This window comes from Xanthomonas sp. NCPPB 1325 (assembly GCF_041477645.2).
Classification (GTDB): Bacteria; Pseudomonadota; Gammaproteobacteria; order Xanthomonadales; family Xanthomonadaceae; genus Xanthomonas; species Xanthomonas cannabis.
On record NZ_CM192985.1, the window covers coordinates 130,243 to 150,864 of the forward strand.

Here is a 20,622-nt window from a genome sequence, read left to right on the forward strand (position 1 = left end):
GCGATGGGCCTGCGCGATTACACGGCCAAGCGCCGCTTCGACCAGACCCCGGAGCCGGCGGCAGATGCGCCGGTGCCTGCCAGTGCCCAGCCGATCTTTGTGGTGCAGCTCCACCACGCCAGTGCGCGCCACTACGATTTCCGTCTGGAAGCCGATGGCGTGCTCAAGAGCTGGGCGGTGCCCAAGGGGCCGTCGCTGCGGGCCGGAGAAAAGCGCCTGGCCGTGCAGGTGGAAGATCACCCGCTGTCCTACGCCGGCTTCGAAGGCGACATCCCGCAAGGGCAGTACGGCGGCGGGCATGTGCAGATCTTCGACCATGGCCACTGGCACTGCGATGGCGACGTGCTCGCCGCGCTGGAGGCGGGCAAGCTGGAATTCACCTTGCAGGGCAAGCACCTGCAGGGCGGGTTTGCGCTGGTGCGCACCCGCATGCGCGGCGGCAAGCCGCAGTGGCTGCTGTTCAAGCGCACCGATGCGTTTGCGGCGGACCTGGATGCCGATGCCATCGTGGAACGGGCCGGCGACAGCGCTGCCGTAGCACCTGGCAGGCGCGCCAAGGACAGCCGTGCACAGCGGCAGCCGGCCAGGGCGTTGGCACAGCAAGCGCCCCGGCCCGCACGCAAGCAGGCACCCTCGCCGCGCGCTGGCGCGGCGGCCGATGCCGCATGGCGCCGCCGCGCGCTGGCGCTGGATGGCGCACGCGACGGCGCATGCCCCACCGGCCTGCGCGCGCAGCTGACCTTGCTGCGCGACCAGGCGCCGGATGGCGAGGCCTGGCTGCACGAGATCAAATGGGACGGCTATCGATTGCTTGCCGATCTGGTCGACGGCAGCGTGCAGCTGCGCTCGCGCAACGACCAGGCGTGGACGGAGCGCTTTCCTGAGGTAGTCACCGCGTTGCAGGCGCTGCCGGTGCGCGACGCGCGGCTGGATGGCGAGCTGGTGGTGCTGGACGCGCACGGGCGCAGCGATTTCACTGCACTGCAGCGGGCCATCGATGGCAGTGCCCGCCAACCGCTGCGCTATCTCGCGTTCGACCTGCTCGGCGTGGCCGGGGTGGACCTGCGCGACACGCCGCTGCTGCAACGCAAGCAGCTGCTGCGCGCGCTGCTCGGTGAGAAGCCGGGCACCTTGGCCTACAGCGAGCATGTCATCGGGCGCGGCCCCGAGGTGTTTGCGGCCAGCGCGGGCAAGGGCTGGGAGGGCATCGTGAGCAAGCGTGCCGACGCTGTGTACCGCGGCGGGCGCAGTGCCGACTGGGTCAAGACCAAGCACGAAGACAGCGACGACTTTGTGGTGGTGGGGTACACCGACCCCAAGGGCGCACGCAGCGGCTTTGGCGCCTTGCTGCTGGCGCAGCCGGACGGCGACACGTTGCGCTACGTCGGCCGGGTGGGCACCGGTTTCGACGGCGCGCTGCTTGGGCAGATTGCCGCGCAGCTGCAGGCCTTGCAGAGCGACACGGCCACGCTGGAGCTGCCTGCGCATATCCCCGGCCGGCCGCGCGATGTGCATTGGGTGCGCCCGCAGCTGATCGCCGAGATCGCATTCCGCGGCTGGGCCAAGCAGGGCTTGCTGCGGCAGGCCGCCTTCAAGCGTCTACGCGAGGACAAACCGATGACCGATCTGGGCGGCGACCGCGCAGCGCCCGGCACGCCTGCGGCCGGCAAGCGCGCGACCGCGGAAAAAACACGCACCGCCACGCGCAAGACCGTGACCAAGACGGTTGCAAAGACGGTTGCGAAGACGGTGAGCAAGGTGGCCACCAAGACCGCACAAAAACGCGCGGGCAAGCGCGCCTCGGCAGCTGGCGCGAAGTCTTCAACCGTGGCTGCGTCTGCGGTGTCCACCGCATCGGCCACCTTGTCCGTGGACGCGGTGAGCATCACCCATCCCGAGCGCGTGGTCTTTCCCGCATCGGGCATCAGCAAGGGCGATGTGGCGGCGTACTACCGTGCGGTGGCGTCGCTGGTGGTGCCGGAGGTGGCGCGTCGGCCGCTGTCGTTGTTGCGCTGCCCGGACGGCGTGGGCGGCGACTGCTTCTTCCAGAAGCACCAGGGCCGCCAGTTGGGCGCGCACGTCAAGGCGATTCCGCTCGAACAGAAGAGCGGCACCGAGGACTACCTGTATATCGAAGACGCCGCCGGGCTGCTCGAGCTGGTGCAGATGAATACCCTGGAGCTGCACCCCTGGGGCGCACGGGTCGACGACCCGGAGCGCCCGGACCGCCTGGTGTTCGATCTGGATCCGGGCGATGCCGTTGCCTGGCCGGAGGTGGTGGCCGCCGCTCGCGAGATCCGCGCCAAGCTGCGCGCGGTCGGGCTGGAAAGCGCGGTGCGCCTGTCCGGCGGCAAGGGGCTGCATGTGGTGGTGCCCATCGTGCCCGACGCGAGCTGGGACCGGGCGCGCGACTTCTGCGAGGCGTTCGCGCAGGCCCTGGCCACGCAGGCACCGGAACGCTACGTGGCCACCATGAGCAAGGCCAAGCGCCACGGCGTGATCTTCGTGGATTGGTTACGTAACGGGCGCGGCAATACCAGCGTGTGTTCGTGGTCGCTGCGCGCGCGCGGAAAGGCCACCGTCGCCGTACCGCTGCGCTGGGAAGAACTCGGCAAGATCAGCGGCCCGGATGCCTTCCCGATGGACAAGGCCATGCAGCGCGCCAAGCGTCAACGTGCAGATCCTTGGCAATCGGTGCTGGCGTTGCAGCAATACTTGCCCACCGGCGACGACAACCAGTAAGAGCAGTCACCAAGGCGACTGCGCAGCCACTGGGCGGGCAAGGGCCCTGCAGCAAAGCCGCAGATCATCCGCTCTGCTACCAACGAATCCCGAAGCCCGTCAAGGCGAGACCACGTTCTCCCGCGTCACCCGGCTCAACGCATCGCCGCTGATTTCGGCAATCGAATGGGTGCCGGTCAGCGTCATCGCCACGCGCATTTCCTTTTCGATCAAGCTCAGCAGGTTTTCCACGCCAGCCTGGCCACCGGCCGCCAGCGCATAGACGAACGCGCGGCCCAGCAGCACCGCATCGGCACCGAGCGCGAGCATGCGCACCACGTCCAGCCCGCTGCGGATACCCGAGTCGGCCAGGATCTTGAGCTGCCCCTTCACTGCATCGGCAATCGCCGGCAACGCGCGCGCGCTGGACAGCACACCGTCCAGCTGGCGCCCGCCATGGTTGGAGACCACGATGCCGTCGGCGCCGAAGCGCACTGCATCGCGCGCATCGTCCGGGTCCAGGATGCCCTTGATCACCATCGGCCCGGTCCAGAACTCGCGGATCCATTCCAGGTCCTTCCACGAGATGGACGGGTCGAAATTGGCCGCCAGCCAGCCGATGTAGTCCTGCAGGCCGGTCGGGCTGCCGCGGTAGGCGGAAATATTGCCTAAATCATGCGGCTTGCCGAGCAGGCCCACATCCCACGCCCAGCGCGGGTGCGTCACCGCCTGCAGCATGCGCCGCAGCGACGCATTGGGCCCGCTCATGCCAGAGTGCGCATCGCGGTAGCGCGCGCCCGGCGTGGGCATGTCCACGGTGAACACCAGCGTGGTCACCCCGGCGGCCTTGGCGCGCTCCAGTGCATTGCGCATGAAGCCGCGGTCCTTGAGCACGTACAGCTGGAACCACATCGGCCGGCTGATGGCCGGCGCCACTTCTTCGATCGGGCACACCGACACCGTGGACAAGGTGAACGGAATCCCGCGCGCCGCCGCGGCGCGCGCGGCCTGTACTTCGCCGCGGCGCGCGTACATGCCGGTCAGCCCCACCGGAGCCAGCGCCACCGGCATGGCCAGGGTTTCGCCGAACAGCTCGGTGCTCAGGCTCAGGTCCGACATATTGCGCAGCACCCGCTGGCGCAGCGCGATATCGGCCAGGTCGGAAACATTGCGCCGCAGCGTGTGCTCGGCGTACGCCCCACCATCGATGTAGTGGAACAGGAAGGGCGGCAAACGCGCCTGCGCGGCGGCACGGTAGTCGGAAGCGGCGGAAATGATCATCGAAGACGGACAGCGGCGGCGGGGGAGCCCCGGAGTGTAAGGCGATCGGTGCGGCGCAGGGACGGGGCTGCAGGAGTGGCCGGCGCAGGTGCGAGGGTTGCGAGCCGTCTGGCAAGCAGCATGTGATCGCTGCACGCCAGCGTTCCGCTCACCACACCAGCGGCAGCAATCGCCGGCTCTGCGCCGCATACGCCGGGTAGGCCACCGGAAACGCGCGCTGCAACGCGGCTTCTTCGATGCGGATGCGGTGCAGGAAGACCAGGGTCACCGGCACCACGATCGCCGCCACCGACAACGCGTTGCCCATGCCCAGGGCCAGCCCGTAAAAGGCCAGCAGTGCGCCGGTGTAGGACGGATGCCGCAGCCAGCGATACGGGCCGCGGCGCACCAACTGGTGATCCGGCTGGATGGTCACATCCACCGTGAACCAGCGTGCCAGCACCTGGATGGCCCACACGCGCAACGCCAGCCCGCTGCCGATCAAGGCGCAGCCGGCCCATTGCAGCGAGGCATCCCAGCCCTGCGGCCAATGCGCCAGGCCGCTGTAGGCCAGCGCCACTGCAACCGCCACCGCCGCAGACAGCACCCGCCATAGATGCTTCAAGGTGCCCTGGTCGTGCGCGCCACCATCGTTGGCGCGGCGGCGACGGCTGAGCAGCAGCTCATAGCCGCCCCAGGCCAGGTTGAGGACGAGAAACAGACTGGAAGCAGACATGGCGTAACTCCGTGGCGATGGGGTGGGTTGGTGATGCCAGTGTGCGCACGCGCCGCATCGACCACAGGGGCCGCAGGTCATCGATCCCACCTGCCGGAAGTCACTTTCTGCAGGCACAGCATTGCCGAGCGGCCCCAGGGCGGTCAGCATCGCCGCATGCATTCGTCCTTCTCCCATCTATTGCACCCCCTGCGTCTGGCCGGTGGGTTCACCATTGCCGCAGTGGCGCTGTCGTTCATGCCCGACGCCTCGCCCCAGGGCGTCTGGCGTTGGGGCCTGCTGGCCGGCTTCACCGCGTTGTTTGTATTGCATACCGTGCTGCCCCAGGCGCTTGCTTTACGGACTGTGGCGACGCTGTTGCAGGCGGTCCTGGCATTGTTGCTGGTCTGGATGGAGCCGCGTGCCGGCACGGCTCCGGTATTGCTGGTGATGCTGGTGGCGCAGGCAGGGATGACCTGGCCGCCGTTGCGCGTGCTGCTGCTGGCACTGGTGTTGAACGCGGGCATGTATGCAGTGTTGGTGCAGGCCGGGTTCGAGCGGGCGTTGTTGATCGTCAGCATCTACGCCGGCTTCCAGGCCTTTGCCGCGCTCACTGCGCACTATGCGCGCAGTGCCGAGCGCGCACGCGACGCGCTGGCCTACGTCAATGCCGACCTGCTGGCCACCCGCGCGCTGCTGGCCGACAGCGCCCGCGATGCCGAGCGCCTGCGCCTGGCGCGCGAGCTGCACGACGTGGCCGGGCACAAGCTCACCGCCATGCGCATCAACCTGCGCCTGCTCAGTGCCGACCCGGCCTTGCGGCAGCGCGACGACATCCGGGTGCTGGAACAGCTCTCGGCGGAACTGCTGGCGGACATCCGCAACGTGGTGCAGTCCATGCGCGACGACCAGGGCCTGGACCTGCAGACCGCGCTGCGCGCGCTGGCCGCCCCGTTCCCGCGCCCGGCGCTGCGGCTGCAGATCGATGCCGACGTGCGCGTCACCGACGCGCGCGTGGCCGAGCTGCTGCTGCGGCTGGTGCAGGAGGCGCTGACCAACGCCGTGCGGCATGCCGATGCCGACGAGGTGGCCGTGCATCTGCACTATCGGGATGCCCAGCTGCACGTGGACATCTGCGACGACGGCCGCCGCGCCGAGCGCATCCGCGAAGGCAATGGCATCACCGGCATGCGCGAGCGGCTGGCCGCCCTGCACGGCCATCTCGACCTTGGCCGCACCCCCAATGGCGGCATGCACCTGACTGCGAGACTTCCGCAATGAGTTCACTTCGAATCGCCCTGGCCGACGACCAGATCCTGGTCCGCGCCGGCCTGCGCGCGCTGTTGCAACAGCAGGGCGTGGCCGTGGTCTGCGAGGCCGACGACGGGCAGGGCCTGCTGGATGCGCTGGCCACCCACACGGTGGACGTGGTGCTCAGCGACATCCGCATGCCCGGCATCGATGGCATCCAGGCGCTGGAGCAGCTGCGCGCCCGCGGCGACCGCACCCCGGTGCTGTTGCTCACCACCTTCGACGACAGCGACCTGCTGCTGCGCGCCAGCGACGCCGGCGCACAGGGTTTCCTGCTCAAGGACGCCGCCCCGGAAGACCTGCGCGACGCCATCGCCCGTGTCGCCGCCGGCGACACCCTGCTGCAGCCGGTCAGCACCGACCCGGTGCGCGCCCGCTACCAGTTCCGCGACCAGCAGGCCCCGCGCGAGACCTTCAGCGAACGCGAGGTGGCCATCCTGCGCCTGCTGGCCGGCGGCTACTCCAACAAGGAGATCGCCCGCACCCTGTTCCTGGCCGAAGGCACGGTGAAGAACTACGTCTCCACCATCCTGGAAAAACTCGGCACCCGCGACCGCACCCGGGCAGTGTTGAAGGCGATTACGTTGCGGGTGATCTGATTGCCGGGATTCGGGATTCGGGAATCGTAAGCCCCTCTCCCTTCGGGGCGATAAGGCACAGCTTGCGCGCCACTGGCGCGCGTGCCTTGGAGCGCCCGCGCTGCTAGCGCGGGCTGGGGCGCGGAGCGGGGGTTGGGGTGAGGGTACGGGCGAAGCCACTCGGGGTTTGGCCAGCAAACGAAGCTCGCCCTGTGCACCAAGTCTATGCAACTGTTCTGTAAGGGATTTCGCGCATCCGTCAGACATGGACAGCAACCGTAAGGTTGCCGTCAGGTCAGCCGCGACGCCGTGCACGAAGGTCGCCCGGCGGCTCGAAAGCCGCCCGGAAACGCGCCGCGCTCCGGTCTGCTGCGGAGTCCGTCATGCGCCACCCCCTCCCTATTGTCCTGCGCGCCGTTCTGCTCGCCCTGGTGGCCTGGGCGGGTCCCACCCAGGCCGAACTGCCTGCACCCTGGGTCCAGGCCGCTTTGCTGGCCGAGCCGTCGGCCGTTGACCCTGTGCTGAGGATGGTTGTCGGGCCCGGCGCGCCGCAGCTGCGACGCGCCGCTGCCACGGCATGCAATAGGCATCCATGTGTCTCGTCTGGCCCGGGCGCGCCTGCGGACTGGCTGTGACCGTTCCGCTCGGGCGAGCACCTATCCGCAGACAGGCAGTGGCGTCAGCACTGCCGGGGACGCCTTGAGCGATCCCCCAAAAACCTAGCGCGCAGTCGTCAGGTGGGTGCGGCCGGCGCACAGGCATCGCAATGGACGCGTGGTGCATGCCGTACCGAGCGCCGGCCGCGCCCGCCTGATGGTGAGCGCAGTCGTCTTGTTATCTGCCCTTATTGATTGGCGGCACTTCCTGCGGGTTGATCTTCGGGTCGTTGCCGACCTGGGGATCGCAACTGAACCAGACTTTGTTGCCCTTCTTGTCCGTGCGGGTTGGGTCTTCGACGATGATGGTCAGAAAGATCAACGTGGGGACGCTGTTGGCGTTGACGACTTCGACGCTGCGGCCGTCAGGGGCGATGACGGGGTCACCGATTTGTTTGAATGCATCGGTCGTCAGCAGGCTCTTGATGATGAAATGCTTCGGAACAACGTCTTCATCGAAGTGATACGTCAACGTCGAGACACCGTCGTCCTTGTCGACAATCAGCAGGTCCGGAGCAAAGCTGTAGAAATATTCGCCAGCGCCTGTATTTCCTCCAAATCCCACCCGCGCCACCGTGAGCTTGATGCTGAAATCCGTCATGACTTGTCCTGTTCCTTGAGAGGCGGGCCGTAGAAGGAGACAAACCCCGGGTGGCGGTAGCCCGCCTGGTACAGCCACCCGAGCTGTTGCGTAACGGCAGAGCGCTGGCCCAGATGCACGTGGGCGCGAATCCAGGGGTCGAGCAGGTTCTTGTCGCGGCTGTTGCCGCCATCCTTGCCGAGCAGCGTCACCACGCGCCGCCATGCTGCACGCGCGCCCTCGTGATTGCCGGTTGCCGCGCGGTGTTCGCCCTGCCAGACCAGTGCCAGGGCCAACGTCGAGATGGCCGACAGATCGTCGGGTTTGGCGCGATGCACCGCATCCACGCGCGCGACGATTCGATCGAGATCGCCTGCGTTGGCAGCGTGGATGCGGTGCAGGCGCATCTCGATGATGGCATCCAGCAACTGCCAGTCCGGCAGCGGCTGCGACTGTTGCAGCAGCCGGGTCATGGTGTAGTGCGCCTGGCCAAGTTGCTGCCTGGCTTGATCGGACTGCCCGTCCAGTGCCGCGATCCAGCCGGCCTGCGCGTAGGCATGCCCCAGATCGCTGCGCCAGGTCTGGTTGTCCGGCTGCAGTGCGACCAACGGCTGCAGCATGCGCACGCTGTCCTGTGCGTCGCGCTGCGCCTGGAGCAGGTGGCCTTGCACCAACGCCAGATTGGAGACGCGGATCAGCGACACCGCCAGACGCCGTTGCCAGGCATGGGCATCCGGATCTGTTGCCACCAGCACGCGTAGCATCGCGATCTGGTCGCGGTAGCCCTGCTCGGCAGGCGCCAACAAGCCCTGGTTCTCCTGCGCCAGGCTCAGCCCCGACAAGCTGTCGATCAACTCGTAGCGCAGCGATGCGTTGTCCGGACTCCGTGCGATCAGCAAACGCTTGAGCGCAATGTCGCGCGCAAAAAAACCGATTGCCGTCCGGGAATCGCCCTGTGCCATGGCAAGCATGCCGAGATTGTTGAGTGCGTACGACAGCTCCAGCTGCCAGCGAGGGTTATCCGGGACGGTGCGCACCAGCCATTCACTGGCGGCCAGATAGCGCGACCAATGCGTCCTGGCCAACGGAAACTGCTTGCTGCGATAGGCCATGCTCCCCAGCCAGAACGCCGCCTGCCCCATTTCTGCACGTGCCTCCAGCACGTCGGGCGCACGCAAACGCGCCTGTTCGGCGGTGGCGGCGGCATGCGTGAAAGCGGCCTGCGCCTCTTTCAGCTTGCCCTGATTCATCAACACCTCGCCGGTGGTGCGCAGGGCGCGGGCGTGGTTGATCAGGTCGCCGGTGTGCATGCTCGCGCTAGGCAAATCTTCCAGATAGCGCAGCGCGCGGCTGCCCACGCTATCGAGCAATGTCAGGTTGCCCACGGTGCGCAATTGCTCGGCCAAGTCGCCCAGCATGTAGCCCACCAGTTGCTGCGCCTGGTCGCGGCGCTGTTCGGCCACCTGCTGGGCCTGGCGTGCCTGCCAGCCGAGCAGCAGCGAGGCGCTGGCCAGCATCACCAGCAACGCTGCGGCCGCGGCGTATAGCCCACGCCGTTGCCGGTGCGCGCGTTCGCAGGCGCGCAGAAACGCCAGCTCCGACGCATCCAGGTCCTGCGGCATGCGCCGCGCCGCTTCGCGCGCTTCGCTCAGCGGGCGGCCGCTGTTGAGCAGGTGGTCGGTGCGGCGGCCTTCGGCGGCCCAGCGTTGCGCGGCCAGGTGCAGGCGTTTGCGTGCCTGCAGCAGGCGGCGGTTTTCATGGATCCACTCGGCCGCGCGCGGCCATTGCCGCAACACCGCTTCGTGCGCGACCGCAAAGCCCGGCTCGCCGGCCACCAGCTCGCTGACGAACAGCCGCGCATGCACGAATGCATCGACCAACACGCGTGCGCCGCTGCCGTGAGGCAATGCGGCCCACAGCGCACGCCGCGCGGTCACCGCATCGCTGTCGGGGTGGATCACGCTCAGCAACGTCAGCACCTCGCCGAGCGCGGCCTGCGCATCGGCCGGCAGTGCGCCGAAGGTGTGGTCGGCATGATGCGCCAGCGCGCCTTCCAGCCCGCCCAGGGCGCGGTACGCCGCAAAGGTCAGCAGGCCATCGGCGCTGCGTTGCGCGTGCAAGGCCTGCAGCAGGTGTTGCAGCAGTGGCAAGGCATCGGGCTGGCGCGCGGTGGCATCGCGCAGCACATCGTCCAGGTGGCTGGCACTGTCGTGGTCTTCTTCGAAGCGCAGCCCCGCCATCGCGGCCGGCACGCGGATGATCTGACCGATCTCGCCATCGCGCGGCGGCAACAGATCCACATGCCCGTCGCCGCGTTTGAGCTCGACGATGTCCGGCAATGCATCGATCAGGCGCGGATAAAAATCGCTGCGGGTGCCCATCAGCACGGCCACGTGCGCGCTGGCGCACAGTGCCTGCAAGGCCTTGGCCAGCGCAGCGCGATCGGCGTCGGTGATGCCGGGTGTGGCCACCATCGCTTCGGCGTGGTCGATCACCAGCAGCAGATGCCGCTGGCTCGGCAGGCTGTCGCGCGCCGGGGCGCAGTGGCGCATGGCTTCCTCGATGGCCGCATGCAGCGGGGCGGGCTGCTGCAGCCACCCGGGCAGGTGTGCCGCCTGCGCCGGCGAGAACACCGCACGGTCGCCCGGCGCCCATTCGCCCAGTGCGCGCGCGAGCGTGTCCAGCACGTCGCCGCCGCGGCACTGCGCCAGGTTGCAATACGCCACCGCCAGCGCTTCCAGCCCATCCAGCCCGCCGGGCTGGCACAGCAACGGCACCACGCCTGCCCGCAGCAACGAGGTCTTGCCGCAGCCGCTGGCGCCGCTCACCAGTACCAGCCCGCGCCGGCTGTGCAACTGCGCACGCACTGCGGCCGCCACCTGCGCAATGGCATGGCTACGCCCGAAAAACACCTGCGCATGTGCCGGGTCGAAGGCCTGCAGCCCCACGTACGGGCTGCCGTGCGCCCAGTGCTGGCTGCCCAGCACCGCGCCGCGATAATCCTGCGGAAACACCACCGTGGGCAGCAGGCGATAGCCGCGTTTGCGGATGGTTTCGATAAAACGCGGCTGGCGGCTGTCGTCGCCCAGCTTGCGGCGCAGCTGGGCGATGGTCTTGTGCACCGGGTTGTCGCCGTAGAAGCTGCCGTGCCACACCTCGATCAGCAACTGCTCGGCACTGACCACCTCGCCGGCGCGCTCGGCCAGGGCGATCAGCACTTCCATCATGCGCGGTTCCAGCGTGATGGTCCGGCCGTCGTCGATCAGCGCCAGGCGCTCGGGTTCGACCAGCAACGGGCCCAGGCGGAACCGCGGAACGGAGCCCAGCTGCGTGACGCGCTCGCTACGAAGGGACATGCACTCGGACACCGGTCGCACAACTGGAAGGGGCCTTGACGATCGCCAACAGGCGCGGCCAGGCACGGCACGGCAGGGCCGAAAATACCACAGCCGTGACGGCCGCAATTGCCCAACGTCGCGCTTTATGCACTCTGCGCGTGCGCAGCGCGCCGCCGGTGCGGCGCGGTCGGTGCAAGCGGCCAGAAGCCCCTGGCACCGCCGCCACGCGCGTCTCCATACAGCAGCGTGTGTTGTGCATCAGGCTGTTTCGCGCGCGTCACACGCACTAAGATGCCGCCAGCATCTTGCTGACCAGGAGTCCACGTTGATCATCCATCCCAAAGTGCGCGGTTTCATCTGCACCACCACGCATCCGCTTGGCTGCGAGCGCAATGTGCTCGAGCAGATCGCCGCCACGCGCGCGCGCGGCGTGCGTCACGACGGCCCAAAGAAGGTGCTGGTGATCGGCGCGTCCAGCGGTTACGGCCTGGCCTCGCGCATCACCGCCGCATTCGGCTTCGGCGCCGACACGCTGGGCGTGTTCTTCGAAAAGCCCGGCACCGCCACCAAGGCCGGTACCGCCGGCTGGTACAACTCGGCCGCGTTCGACAAGCATGCCAAGGCCGCCGGGCTGTATAGCAAGTCGATCAATGGCGATGCGTTTTCCGACGCGGCGCGCGAGAAGGTGATCGAGCTGATCAAGACCGAAATGGGCGGGCAGGTCGATCTGGTGGTGTATTCGCTGGCCTCGCCGGTGCGCAAGCTGCCGGGCAGCGGTGAAGTCAAGCGCTCGGCGCTCAAGCCGATCGGCCAGACCTACACCGCCACCGCCATCGACACCAACAAGGACAGCATCATCCAGGCCTCGATCGAGCCGGCCAGCGCGCAGGAGATCGAAGACACCATCACCGTGATGGGCGGGCAGGATTGGGAGCTGTGGATCGACGCGCTGGACGGCGCCGGCGTGCTCGCCGACGGCGCACGCAGCGTGGCCTTCAGCTATATCGGCACCGAGATCACCTGGCCGATCTACTGGCATGGCGCACTCGGCAAGGCCAAGGTGGATCTGGACCACACCGCGCAGCGCTTGAATGCGCGCCTGGCCAAGCACGGCGGCAGCGCCAATGTGGCGGTGCTCAAGTCGGTGGTCACCCAGGCCAGCGCGGCCATCCCGGTGATGCCGCTGTACATCTCCATGGTCTACAAGATCATGAAGGAAAAGGGCCTGCACGAAGGCACCATCGAACAGCTCGACCGCCTGTTCCGCGAGCGCCTGTACCGCGAAGACGGCCAGCCGGCCGAGGTGGACGATGAAAACCGCCTGCGCCTGGACGACTGGGAACTGCGCGACGACGTGCAGGACGCCTGCAAGGCGCTGTGGCCGCAGGTCACCACCGAGAACCTGTTCCAGCTCACCGACTACGCCGGTTACAAGCACGAATTCCTCAAGCTGTTCGGCTTCGAACGCGACGATGTGGACTACGACGCCGATGTGGCGACGGATGTCACCTTCGATTGCATCGAGTTGGGGTGAGGAATCGGGAATCGGGAATGGGGAATCGCAAGAGCGTGGTTCCCTGATTCTTTGGCTTTCCGGGCGCATAGCGCGATAAAGAACGGCCGGCAGTGATGTCGGCTGTTTTTTATTGGGGCCTGCAGTGGTGGTTGGCTCCGCGGCGCGATGTGGTATCGACGCGCGCTGATATGAGGCGCTTGTGCAGTGCTTGCGTCGCGGCGTCCGGTGAGTTGGTCGACGAACCTGTAAGGCCGTCATTGGGTCAACGCGGCAGGTGGCGCAACGTCGAGCGGCCGTACCCTCATCCGCCCTTCGGGCAGCTTCTCCCCCATAAAGGGGGACAATGTCCCGAGGGGAGAAGGGAGAAACACGCGCAGCACGCGCCGCTTTCCGATTCCCGATTCTCCACTCCCGATTCAGCGCCGCACATCAAACCGCGCATCCCCCACGCACGCCTGCACCTCGGCCACCGACAACGGATTGAAATCGCCGGGGATCGAATGCTTCAAACAACCGGCGGCCAGGCCGAAGCGCACCGTGTCCTCCAGCGGCCAGCCTTCGATCAACCCGTGCAGCACGCCGGCTGCAAACGCGTCGCCACCGCCAATGCGGTCGATGATGGGGGTCAGTTCCTCGCTGGGCGCGCGCGCCACCGCGCCTTCGCGCGGCACCAGCATCGCGCCCAGGCTGTGGTGGTCCACGTTGTGCGCCACGCGCTGGGTGCAGGCCATCAACTGCAGCTGCGGTAATGCCGCAAACGCCTGCTGCGCGGCTGCCTCCACCCGCGCCTCCAGGGTGTCCTGCGGGAACTCGCCGCCCAGCACCACGCCGATGTCGCGGTAGTCGGCAAACACCACATCCGCACATTCGAAGAGCTGGTGCAGGATGCCGCGCGCATCGCCCTGCCAGCGCTGCCACAGCTTGGGCCGGTAATTGCCGTCGAACGACACCTTGACCCCGGCCGCACGTGCGGCGCGTGCCGCCGCCAGCGTGGCCTGTGCCACGTCCGCGCCCAGCGCCGGGCTCACCCCGGACAGGTGCAGCCACTGCACGCCCTCCAGCAGCGCAGGCCAGTCGTAGGCATCGGCCGGCGCCAGCGCAAACGCCGAGTCGGCGCGGTCGTAGACCACCTCGCTGGGGCGGTGGATCGCGCCGGTGGTCAGGAAGTACAGGCCCATGCGGCCGTCCACCCGCCGCACGTGGCGCGTGTCCACGTCGTGGCGGCGCAGCTCGCCCAGCACCGCCGCGCCCAGCGGGTTGTCCGCCACCGTGCTGACCATGGCCACGTCATGGCCAAAATGCGCCAGCGAGACGCCGACATTGGCCTCCGCACCACCGCAGTGCACGTCCAGCCGGGGCTGCTGCAGCAGCAGCGCGTGACCAGGCGCCCCCAGGCGCAGCAACAACTCTCCAAAACACAGGATGCGGGTTCGACTCATGCGGCACTACCTCGGCTGTGTGGTGCGTCACGGGGTGGGGGACCCGCAGCGCGTTACGATGACCATCGGTGTCATTCTAGCCCTCCCGGAACACGGCGGGTGAGACCCACTATGCGACACGGCGTGACGGCTTGCGCCCCATTTAGGCGAAATCCGGACGCATTTCTGCTGCGCTGCAAGATGTTGAACGACGATTCAGCTGGTAACGTCGTTTTGACCAGCGGTGTCATTGCCGCTCACACCCCCGCATTTCACATTGTTCATGGACCCTTGGGAGGGGAGGACATGCAATTTCGGACCACCAGCCGGAAGACACCGGTTACCTTGCTGGCATTGTCGATCGGCCTGGCGCTGAGCGGCCACGCCGCCGCACAAGACGCCGCCACCCCACCTGCCGAGCCCGCCGTGGACCTGGACACCGTCACGGTGACCGGCTACCGCGCCAGCGTGGAAAAGGCCCTGGACATCAAGCGTGGCGAAGCCGGCGTGGTCGATGCCATCGTCGCCGAGGACATCGGCAAGTTCCCCGACCTCAACCTGGCCGAGTCGCTGCAGCGCATCCCCGGCGTAGTGATCACCCGTGAGGCCGGCGAAGGCCGCGCCATTTCGGTGCGTGGCCTGGGCCCGGAGTTCACCCGCGTGCGCATCAACGGCATGGAAGCGCTCACCACCGTGGGCGCCGGCGACCAGAGCGGCGGCACCAACCGCGGCCGTGGCTTCGACTTCAACGTGTTCGCCTCGGACCTGTTCTCGCAGCTGATCGCGCGCAAGACCGCCTCGGCCGACGTGGAAGAAGGCTCGCTGGGCGCCACCGTCGACCTGCGCACTGCGCGTCCGTTCGACTACAACGGCTTCACCTTCGCCGCCAGCAGCCAGGCGGCCTATAACGCCATGGCCGAGAAGGCCAACCCGCGCGTGGCCGGGTTGATCGCCAACACCTGGGCTGACAACACCTTCGGCGCCTTGCTGTCGGTGGCCTACACCGAGCGCGAAGTGCTGGAAGAAGGCGCCAACACCGGCCGTTGGGCCAATGGCCCCAGCAATGGCGGCTTCAGCGCCACCTCGCCGTTCGCCGCCGCGCGCTCGGCCGATGTCTACCATCCGCGCTTCCCGCGCTACACCCAGCAGATCCACGACCAGCAGCGTCTGGGCGTCACCGGCTCGCTGCAGTGGAAGCCCACCGATCGCACCACGCTGTCGCTGGATGCGCTGTATTCCAAGATCGACGCCAAGCGCGACGAGCACTACATCGAAGCGATCTCCTTCAGCCGCGGCGGCAATGCGCGCCCCGTGCTCGTCGGCAAGCCGGCCACCGTCGTGCGCAACGGCGAGATCCGCAACAACGCGCTGGTCTATGGTGAATTCGACAACGTCGACATCCGCTCGGAAAACCGCCACGACGAGTGGAACACCGAGTTCAAGCAGATCAGCTTCGATGTGGAGCACCGCTTCAACGATGCCTTCAGCGTCAATGCCCGCGTTGGTACCTCGCGCTCGGCGCACGAGAACCCGGTGCAGACCACCATCATCATGGACAAGTACGACGTCGACGGGTACAGCTACGACTACCGTGGCAACAGCCGCGCGCCGGTGCTGAACTACGGCATCGACCCGACCAATCCCAATGGCTGGGAGCTGGCCGAAATCCGCCTGCGTCCGCAGTCGGTGGACAACGACTTCGACACCGGCCAGATCGACTTCAACTGGAACATCAGCCCCGGCTTCCGCCTCAAGGGTGGCGTGCTGGCCAAGAACTACAGCTTCAGCACCGTCGAACTGCGCCGCGCCAACGAACTGGCCGTGCCCACCTTCGCCAATGGCACGCGCATCGTGCCGGCCGACCTCAACGAACAGGCCGGGCTCAAGGGCATCAACGGCAGCCCGGCGGCGTGGGTGGTGCCCAACCTGGATGCGGTAGCCAACCAGTTCGGCATCTACAGCAACAGCGGCACCTTCGCCGTGGCCCCGCGCGTCAACAACAGCCGCAGCGTGGAAGAAAAGGACCGCGGTGTGTGGTTGATGGGCGAGTTCTCCACCGACCTGGGCTCCATCCCGCTGTCGGGTAATTTCGGTGTGCGCTACGTGGAGACCGAGCAGGAATCCACCGGCTACGCGCTGATCAACAACGCACCGGCGCTGACCACGGTGGGCCGCAAGTACAGCAACACGCTGCCCTCGTTCAACCTGGTGGCCGAGCTGGCCCCGGACCTGCTGCTGCGGCTTGGCGCGGCCAAGGTGATGTCGCGTCCCGGCCTGGGCAGCCTCACCCCCGGCGTGACCGTGGCGGTGGCCGGCGGTGCGCGCACCGTGGCCGGCGGCAACCCGGACCTGGACCCAATCGAAGCCACCAACGTCGACCTCGGCCTGGAGTGGTACTTCAACGAAGGCGCCATGCTCGGTGTCGGCGTGTTCTACAAGGACATCGAGAGCTTCATCCAGACCGCGCGCGAAGTGCGCCCGTATTCCAGCAGCGGCCTGCCGGCCGAATTGCTGGAAGGCACCGGCGCCACCGTTAACGACGACTTCGCCTTCAGCATCCCGCTCAACACCCCGGGCGGCGAACTGAAGGGCGTGGAAGCCAACTACACCCAGCCCTTCACCTTCCTGCCGGGCAAGTGGGCCAACCTGGGCGTGCAGCTCAACTACACCTGGGTCGATTCGCAGATCCAGTACCTGGCCAGCAGCGGCGCGCCGGTGATGAAGAACGACCTGCTCGGCCTGTCGCGCTCGTCGTGGAACGCCACGCTGTTCTACGAAGGCGACATGTTCGCCGGCCGCGTCTCGGCCACCAACCGCGACGACTACCTCACCCAGGCACCGGGTGCGGAAGCCGGCTTCAACGTCGATGGCGTGCACGGCATGACCGGCACCACCATGCTCGACGCCTCGCTGCGCTACAAGATCAGCAAGCAGCTGGAGCTGAGCCTGGAAGGCATCAACCTCACCAACGAAGCCTCCGACGAGTGGGTGTCGTCGCCGCGCACCGGCCAGTTGCCGCTGCAATACGCCGAAACCGGCCGGCAGTACCTGCTGGGCCTGCGCTACAAGTTCTAAGTGTCGCCCGCCCGCTGCGCACATGCGCAGCGGGCCTTCTTCCAACGCCTGATCGCGCTTGCGTCTGCGCCCACCCGAGGTGGGCGTCTGCAACGCGGTGGGCGTGCTGTTTCTAGCCGCTGCCGCACCACCGCGCACGCCATCGCATGAGGCCTGCCGTGTTGCCGGTGGCGCATCTCGATTCGACGCCGCGGGCCTGTGGGGAGGCTGCATGCGTCTTTGCAGCAGTGCCACCGGAGTGAGTGCATCATGCAAGTCCGTTCGCGTCGTACCGCCGCATTGGCGGCCGCCCGCCTGCCCACCGCGCGTCTATCGGTGGCCATTGTCCTGGCACTGCACGCGGCCGCGGCCGTGGCGCAGACCGCTCCCGCGCCAACCACCGACGCGGTGGACTTGGACCGCGTGCAGGTCAAGGCCACCTACCGCGAAAGCCTGCAGCAATCGCTCGATGCCAAGCGCTACAGCGTGGAGCAGGTGGACGCCATCTACGCCGAAGACATCGGCAAGTTTCCCGATCTGAACCTGGCCGAATCGATGCAGCGCATCGCCGGCGTCTCCATCGACCGCGAAGGCGGCGAGGGCAAGCAGATCTCCGTGCGCGGCCTGGGCTCGGATTTCACCCGCGTGCGCATCAACGGGCTGGAAGCCCTGGCCACCGCCGGCAGTGGCAGCGATGGCGTCAACCGCAGCCGCGGTTTCGACTTCAACACCTTCGCCTCCGAACTCTTCAGCCGCGTCACCATCAGCAAGACCCAGTCGGCGCAGATGGACGAAGGCTCATTGGGCGCCACCGTGGATCTGCGCGGCTCGCGCCCGTTCGATTTCGACGGCTTCGAAGCGGCCGCGTCCACGCAGTACGGCTACAACGATCTCTCGCGCGAAAAGGATCCGCGTTTTTCCGGTCTGATCAGCAACATCTGGGCCGATGGCCGCGTCGGCGCGTTGATGTCGGTGTCGTATAGCGAGCGCCACCTGCGCGAAGAAGGCTACAACCCGGTGCGTTGGGAGCACGGCAACTACCGCAACTCCAACCAGAGCACCGCCACCAACAACGGCACCTATGGTTTCTGTTCGCCGGTGGGCTACAACCCGCAGACCCCGCGCAACCCGCTGGCCAATGAAACGCGCGCTGGCGTCGGTTCGCAGGCCAACCAGGACCGCAACAACGGCTGGGGCAGCTACGGCATCAGCGCCACCAATTGCGGCACCGGCATCCCGCGCCCGGCCAACACGCCGGAGAACATCCAGGCCTACGAAACCGCCACCAACGCCTGGATTCCGCGCTACCCGCGCTACATCCGCACCGATCATGAAATCAAACGGCTGGGCGTCACCGGCGCGCTGCAGTTCAAGGTCAGCGACGACACCCTGCTGAACTTCGACATGCTGTATTCCAAGCTGGACAAGGACCAGCGCGAAGATTCGGTCGGCGCCAACCTGCACCGCACCGCCAACTTCGGCGGCAAGACCCAGATTGCCGTGCGGCAGGCGCAGGTGGACGACCAGAACCGCCTCACCTATGGCGTGTTCGACAACGTCGATTTCCGCACCGAGTCCAGCAACATCGAAGAATCCACCGAGTTCAAGCAGTTCAGCCTGGACCTGGCGCACCGCTTCAACGACCAGGTGCGCCTCAATGCCTTGGTCGGCCACTCGACCTCGGACTACGAACGCCCCGAGTTTTCGATGGTGAGTTTCGACAACACCAATCTGGACGGCTTCGTGCTCGACCGCCGCAATGGCGGCGATTATCCGAGCATGAGCTTCCCGTTCGATGCGGGTAACCCCAACAACTGGCAGTGGCTGGGCTATGGCGCAGTGCCGGTCAACAGCAACGGCACCGCGCGCGGCACCAACATCAGCGAGGTGCGGCTCAACCCGCAGTCGGTGGGCAACACCTTCGACACCGCCAAGGTGGACCTGGAATTCAACATCAGCCCCACCTTCACCTTCCGCACCGGGCTGGCCTACAAGAACTACGACATGGACACGTCGGAGTCGCGCAACATCTCCTACGGGCGATTGGCGCAGGCATTGCCGGCCGGTGTGGGCGTGGGTGACCTGAGCACCAACCTGGATGGCTTCGGCCGCAGCTTGAACGGCAGCTTCCCCACCACCTGGGTGATTCCGGATTTCCAGAAGGTCGCCGACCTGCTCAACATCAATTGCAACTGCGACACCGGCGTGCCCGGTGGCGACTACCGCCTGGCCGATGTCGGCCACTTCGGCTCGTCCAACAACAATTTCGCGGTCAACGAAAAGAGCCTGGGCACCTACCTGCAGCTGGATTTCAACACCGACCTGTGGGGCCGCGCGCTGCGCGGCAACCTGGGCGTGCGCTATGTGCAGACGCAGATCGCCGCCAGCGGCTATGCACCGTGCACGGCGACTGCCGCCGGCGCCATCTCGCCCAACTGCGAATCGTTCTTCGGCGTGGCCAGCGCCACCGCCGCAGCCGGCGAGCGCCTGCTGGTGCCCACCACCGTCAACCACAACTACCGCGACATCCTGCCCTCGTTGAACCTCTCGTGGGATGTCAGCGACGAGGTGGTGCTGCGCTTCGGTGCGGCCAAGACCATGGCACGCCCCACGCTGGCCTACCTGTCGCCCAGCGTCAGCGGCGGCCCCACCCAGTTCTTCGACGACGGGCGCTTTTTCTCGATCAACCTGGGCAACCCCAAGCTCGACCCGTTCCGCTCCACCAACTACGACCTCAGCGCCGAATGGTATTTCCGCGAAGGCTCGCTGTTGTCGGCGGCGGTGTTCTACAAGGACATCGACAGCTACGTGCAGCGCACCCGCGTGCTCAGCACCTGGGAAGCGATGGGCTACTCGCTGGACCTGCTCCCGGCAGGCTTTACGCCGGACACCATCTTCAATGTGCAGAGCTACTTCAACACCCCCGGTGGCCCGCTCAAGGGCTTCGAGCTGACCTACCAGCAGGCCTTCGACTTCCTGCCCGGCTTCTGGCGCAACTTCGGCATCCAGCTCAATTACACCCAGGTCGATTCCAAGATCAATTACCTGTTCAGTACCGCCGGCAACAGCAACACCAGCATCACCACCACCGCCACCGAGCGCGACCTGCTCAACCTTTCGCCGCAGTCCTACAACGCCACCGTCTATTACGACGACGGCCGCTTCAGTGCGCGCGTGTCCACCAGCTACCGCGATGGCTACATCAACAACATCCTGGCCCAGGAAGACGTCTACGACCTGGACGGGCGTCGCCTGGTCACTGCCGATGTCACCGGCAAATACAGCGTTGAAAACGTCGACTTCAACATGTCCTACAAGCTCAACGACCACATCTCGCTGACCTTCGAGGCGATCAACCTGCTCGACACCCCCGACCGCCGCTACGTCGATTCCACGCTGGAACTGCCCGACAAGTACACCGTCACCGGGCGTCAGTACTACGTCGGCGCGCGCTACAAGTTCTGACAGGAGCAAC

11 protein-coding genes and 1 other RNA gene are annotated in these 20,622 nt (G+C 67.0%); 6 read left to right on the top strand and 6 right to left on the bottom strand.

Going from position 1 to position 20,622, the window contains the following annotated elements:
• Positions 1-3 precede the first annotated feature (3 nt).
• Complete coding sequence (gene ligD / locus ACCQ10_RS00580; RefSeq protein WP_372361855.1) at positions 4-2,742, top strand: DNA ligase D; 2,739 nt, start codon at positions 4-6, stop codon at positions 2,740-2,742.
• A gap of 99 nt (positions 2,743-2,841) precedes the next feature.
• On the opposite strand, the gene lldD is transcribed toward ligD, so the two are convergent.
• Positions 2,842-4,002, bottom strand: coding sequence for an FMN-dependent L-lactate dehydrogenase LldD (gene lldD / locus ACCQ10_RS00585; protein WP_039563665.1), 1,161 nt, complete (start codon positions 4,000-4,002; stop codon positions 2,842-2,844).
• 148 nt (positions 4,003-4,150) lie between these two features.
• On the bottom strand, positions 4,151-4,717 hold the full coding sequence (locus ACCQ10_RS00590; RefSeq protein ID WP_184553707.1) for a methyltransferase family protein: 567 nt from the start codon (positions 4,715-4,717) through the stop codon (positions 4,151-4,153).
• A gap of 33 nt (positions 4,718-4,750) precedes the next feature.
• Between ACCQ10_RS00590 and ACCQ10_RS00595 the strand changes: the two genes are divergently transcribed.
• Complete coding sequence (locus tag ACCQ10_RS00595; protein ID WP_372363196.1) at positions 4,751-5,977, top strand: sensor histidine kinase; 1,227 nt, start codon at positions 4,751-4,753, stop codon at positions 5,975-5,977.
• Positions 5,974-6,606 carry a response regulator transcription factor gene (locus ACCQ10_RS00600; RefSeq protein WP_166749894.1) on the top strand — a complete coding sequence of 211 codons (633 nt, stop codon included), beginning with the start codon at positions 5,974-5,976 and terminating at the stop codon, positions 6,604-6,606. The genes ACCQ10_RS00595 and ACCQ10_RS00600 overlap by 4 nt, the downstream gene beginning before the upstream one ends.
• 687 nt (positions 6,607-7,293) lie before the next feature.
• Here the strand turns inward: ACCQ10_RS00600 and ACCQ10_RS00605 are convergent.
• From ACCQ10_RS00605 to ACCQ10_RS00615, 3 genes are all read right to left on the bottom strand, one after another.
• A non-coding RNA gene (locus tag ACCQ10_RS00605) (sX9 sRNA) lies at positions 7,294-7,368 on the bottom strand.
• Between the two features lie 51 nt (positions 7,369-7,419).
• Positions 7,420-7,842 carry a hypothetical protein gene (locus ACCQ10_RS00610; protein ID WP_104580293.1) on the bottom strand — a complete coding sequence of 141 codons (423 nt, stop codon included), beginning with the start codon at positions 7,840-7,842 and terminating at the stop codon, positions 7,420-7,422.
• Entirely contained in the window at positions 7,839-11,177 is a 3,339-nt protein-coding gene (locus tag ACCQ10_RS00615; protein WP_372361856.1) for an nSTAND1 domain-containing NTPase, read from the bottom strand. The genes ACCQ10_RS00610 and ACCQ10_RS00615 overlap by 4 nt, the downstream gene beginning before the upstream one ends.
• A gap of 307 nt (positions 11,178-11,484) precedes the next feature.
• Between ACCQ10_RS00615 and fabV the strand changes: the two genes are divergently transcribed.
• Positions 11,485-12,693, top strand: a complete 1,209-nt coding sequence (gene fabV, locus ACCQ10_RS00620; protein WP_372361857.1) for an enoyl-ACP reductase FabV — start codon at positions 11,485-11,487, stop codon at positions 12,691-12,693.
• A gap of 398 nt (positions 12,694-13,091) precedes the next feature.
• Here fabV and ACCQ10_RS00625 read toward each other — a convergent pair whose 3' ends face one another.
• The gene (locus tag ACCQ10_RS00625) at positions 13,092-14,114 is read right to left on the bottom strand and encodes a PfkB family carbohydrate kinase (RefSeq protein WP_372361858.1); all 1,023 of its coding nucleotides are present in this window, start codon (positions 14,112-14,114) and stop codon (positions 13,092-13,094) included.
• 285 nt (positions 14,115-14,399) lie between these two features.
• Between ACCQ10_RS00625 and ACCQ10_RS00630 the strand changes: the two genes are divergently transcribed.
• Complete coding sequence (locus ACCQ10_RS00630; protein ID WP_228313212.1) at positions 14,400-17,168, top strand: TonB-dependent receptor; 2,769 nt, start codon at positions 14,400-14,402, stop codon at positions 17,166-17,168.
• Positions 17,169-17,417: 249 nt separating this feature from the next.
• A complete protein-coding gene (locus ACCQ10_RS00635; RefSeq protein ID WP_372361860.1) occupies positions 17,418-20,612 on the top strand; it encodes a TonB-dependent receptor in 3,195 nt (1,064 codons plus the stop codon).
• The last annotated feature ends 10 nt before the right edge of the window (positions 20,613-20,622 follow it).

Excerpts from the sequence above, each read along its gene's own strand:
- ligD (WP_372361855.1), top strand. The coding sequence starts at position 4 with ATGGGCCTGCGCGATTACACGGCCAAGCGCCGCTTCGACCAGACCCCG.
- lldD (WP_039563665.1), bottom strand. The coding sequence starts at position 4,002 with ATGATCATTTCCGCCGCTTCCGACTACCGTGCCGCCGCGCAGGCGCGT.
- ACCQ10_RS00590 (WP_184553707.1), bottom strand. The coding sequence starts at position 4,717 with ATGTCTGCTTCCAGTCTGTTTCTCGTCCTCAACCTGGCCTGGGGCGGC.
- ACCQ10_RS00595 (WP_372363196.1), top strand. The coding sequence starts at position 4,751 with ATGCCAGTGTGCGCACGCGCCGCATCGACCACAGGGGCCGCAGGTCAT.
- ACCQ10_RS00600 (WP_166749894.1), top strand. The coding sequence starts at position 5,974 with ATGAGTTCACTTCGAATCGCCCTGGCCGACGACCAGATCCTGGTCCGC.
- ACCQ10_RS00610 (WP_104580293.1), bottom strand. The coding sequence starts at position 7,842 with ATGACGGATTTCAGCATCAAGCTCACGGTGGCGCGGGTGGGATTTGGA.
- ACCQ10_RS00615 (WP_372361856.1), bottom strand. The coding sequence starts at position 11,177 with ATGTCCCTTCGTAGCGAGCGCGTCACGCAGCTGGGCTCCGTTCCGCGG.
- ACCQ10_RS00625 (WP_372361858.1), bottom strand. The coding sequence starts at position 14,114 with ATGAGTCGAACCCGCATCCTGTGTTTTGGAGAGTTGTTGCTGCGCCTG.
- ACCQ10_RS00630 (WP_228313212.1), top strand. The coding sequence starts at position 14,400 with ATGCAATTTCGGACCACCAGCCGGAAGACACCGGTTACCTTGCTGGCA.
- ACCQ10_RS00635 (WP_372361860.1), top strand. The coding sequence starts at position 17,418 with ATGCAAGTCCGTTCGCGTCGTACCGCCGCATTGGCGGCCGCCCGCCTG.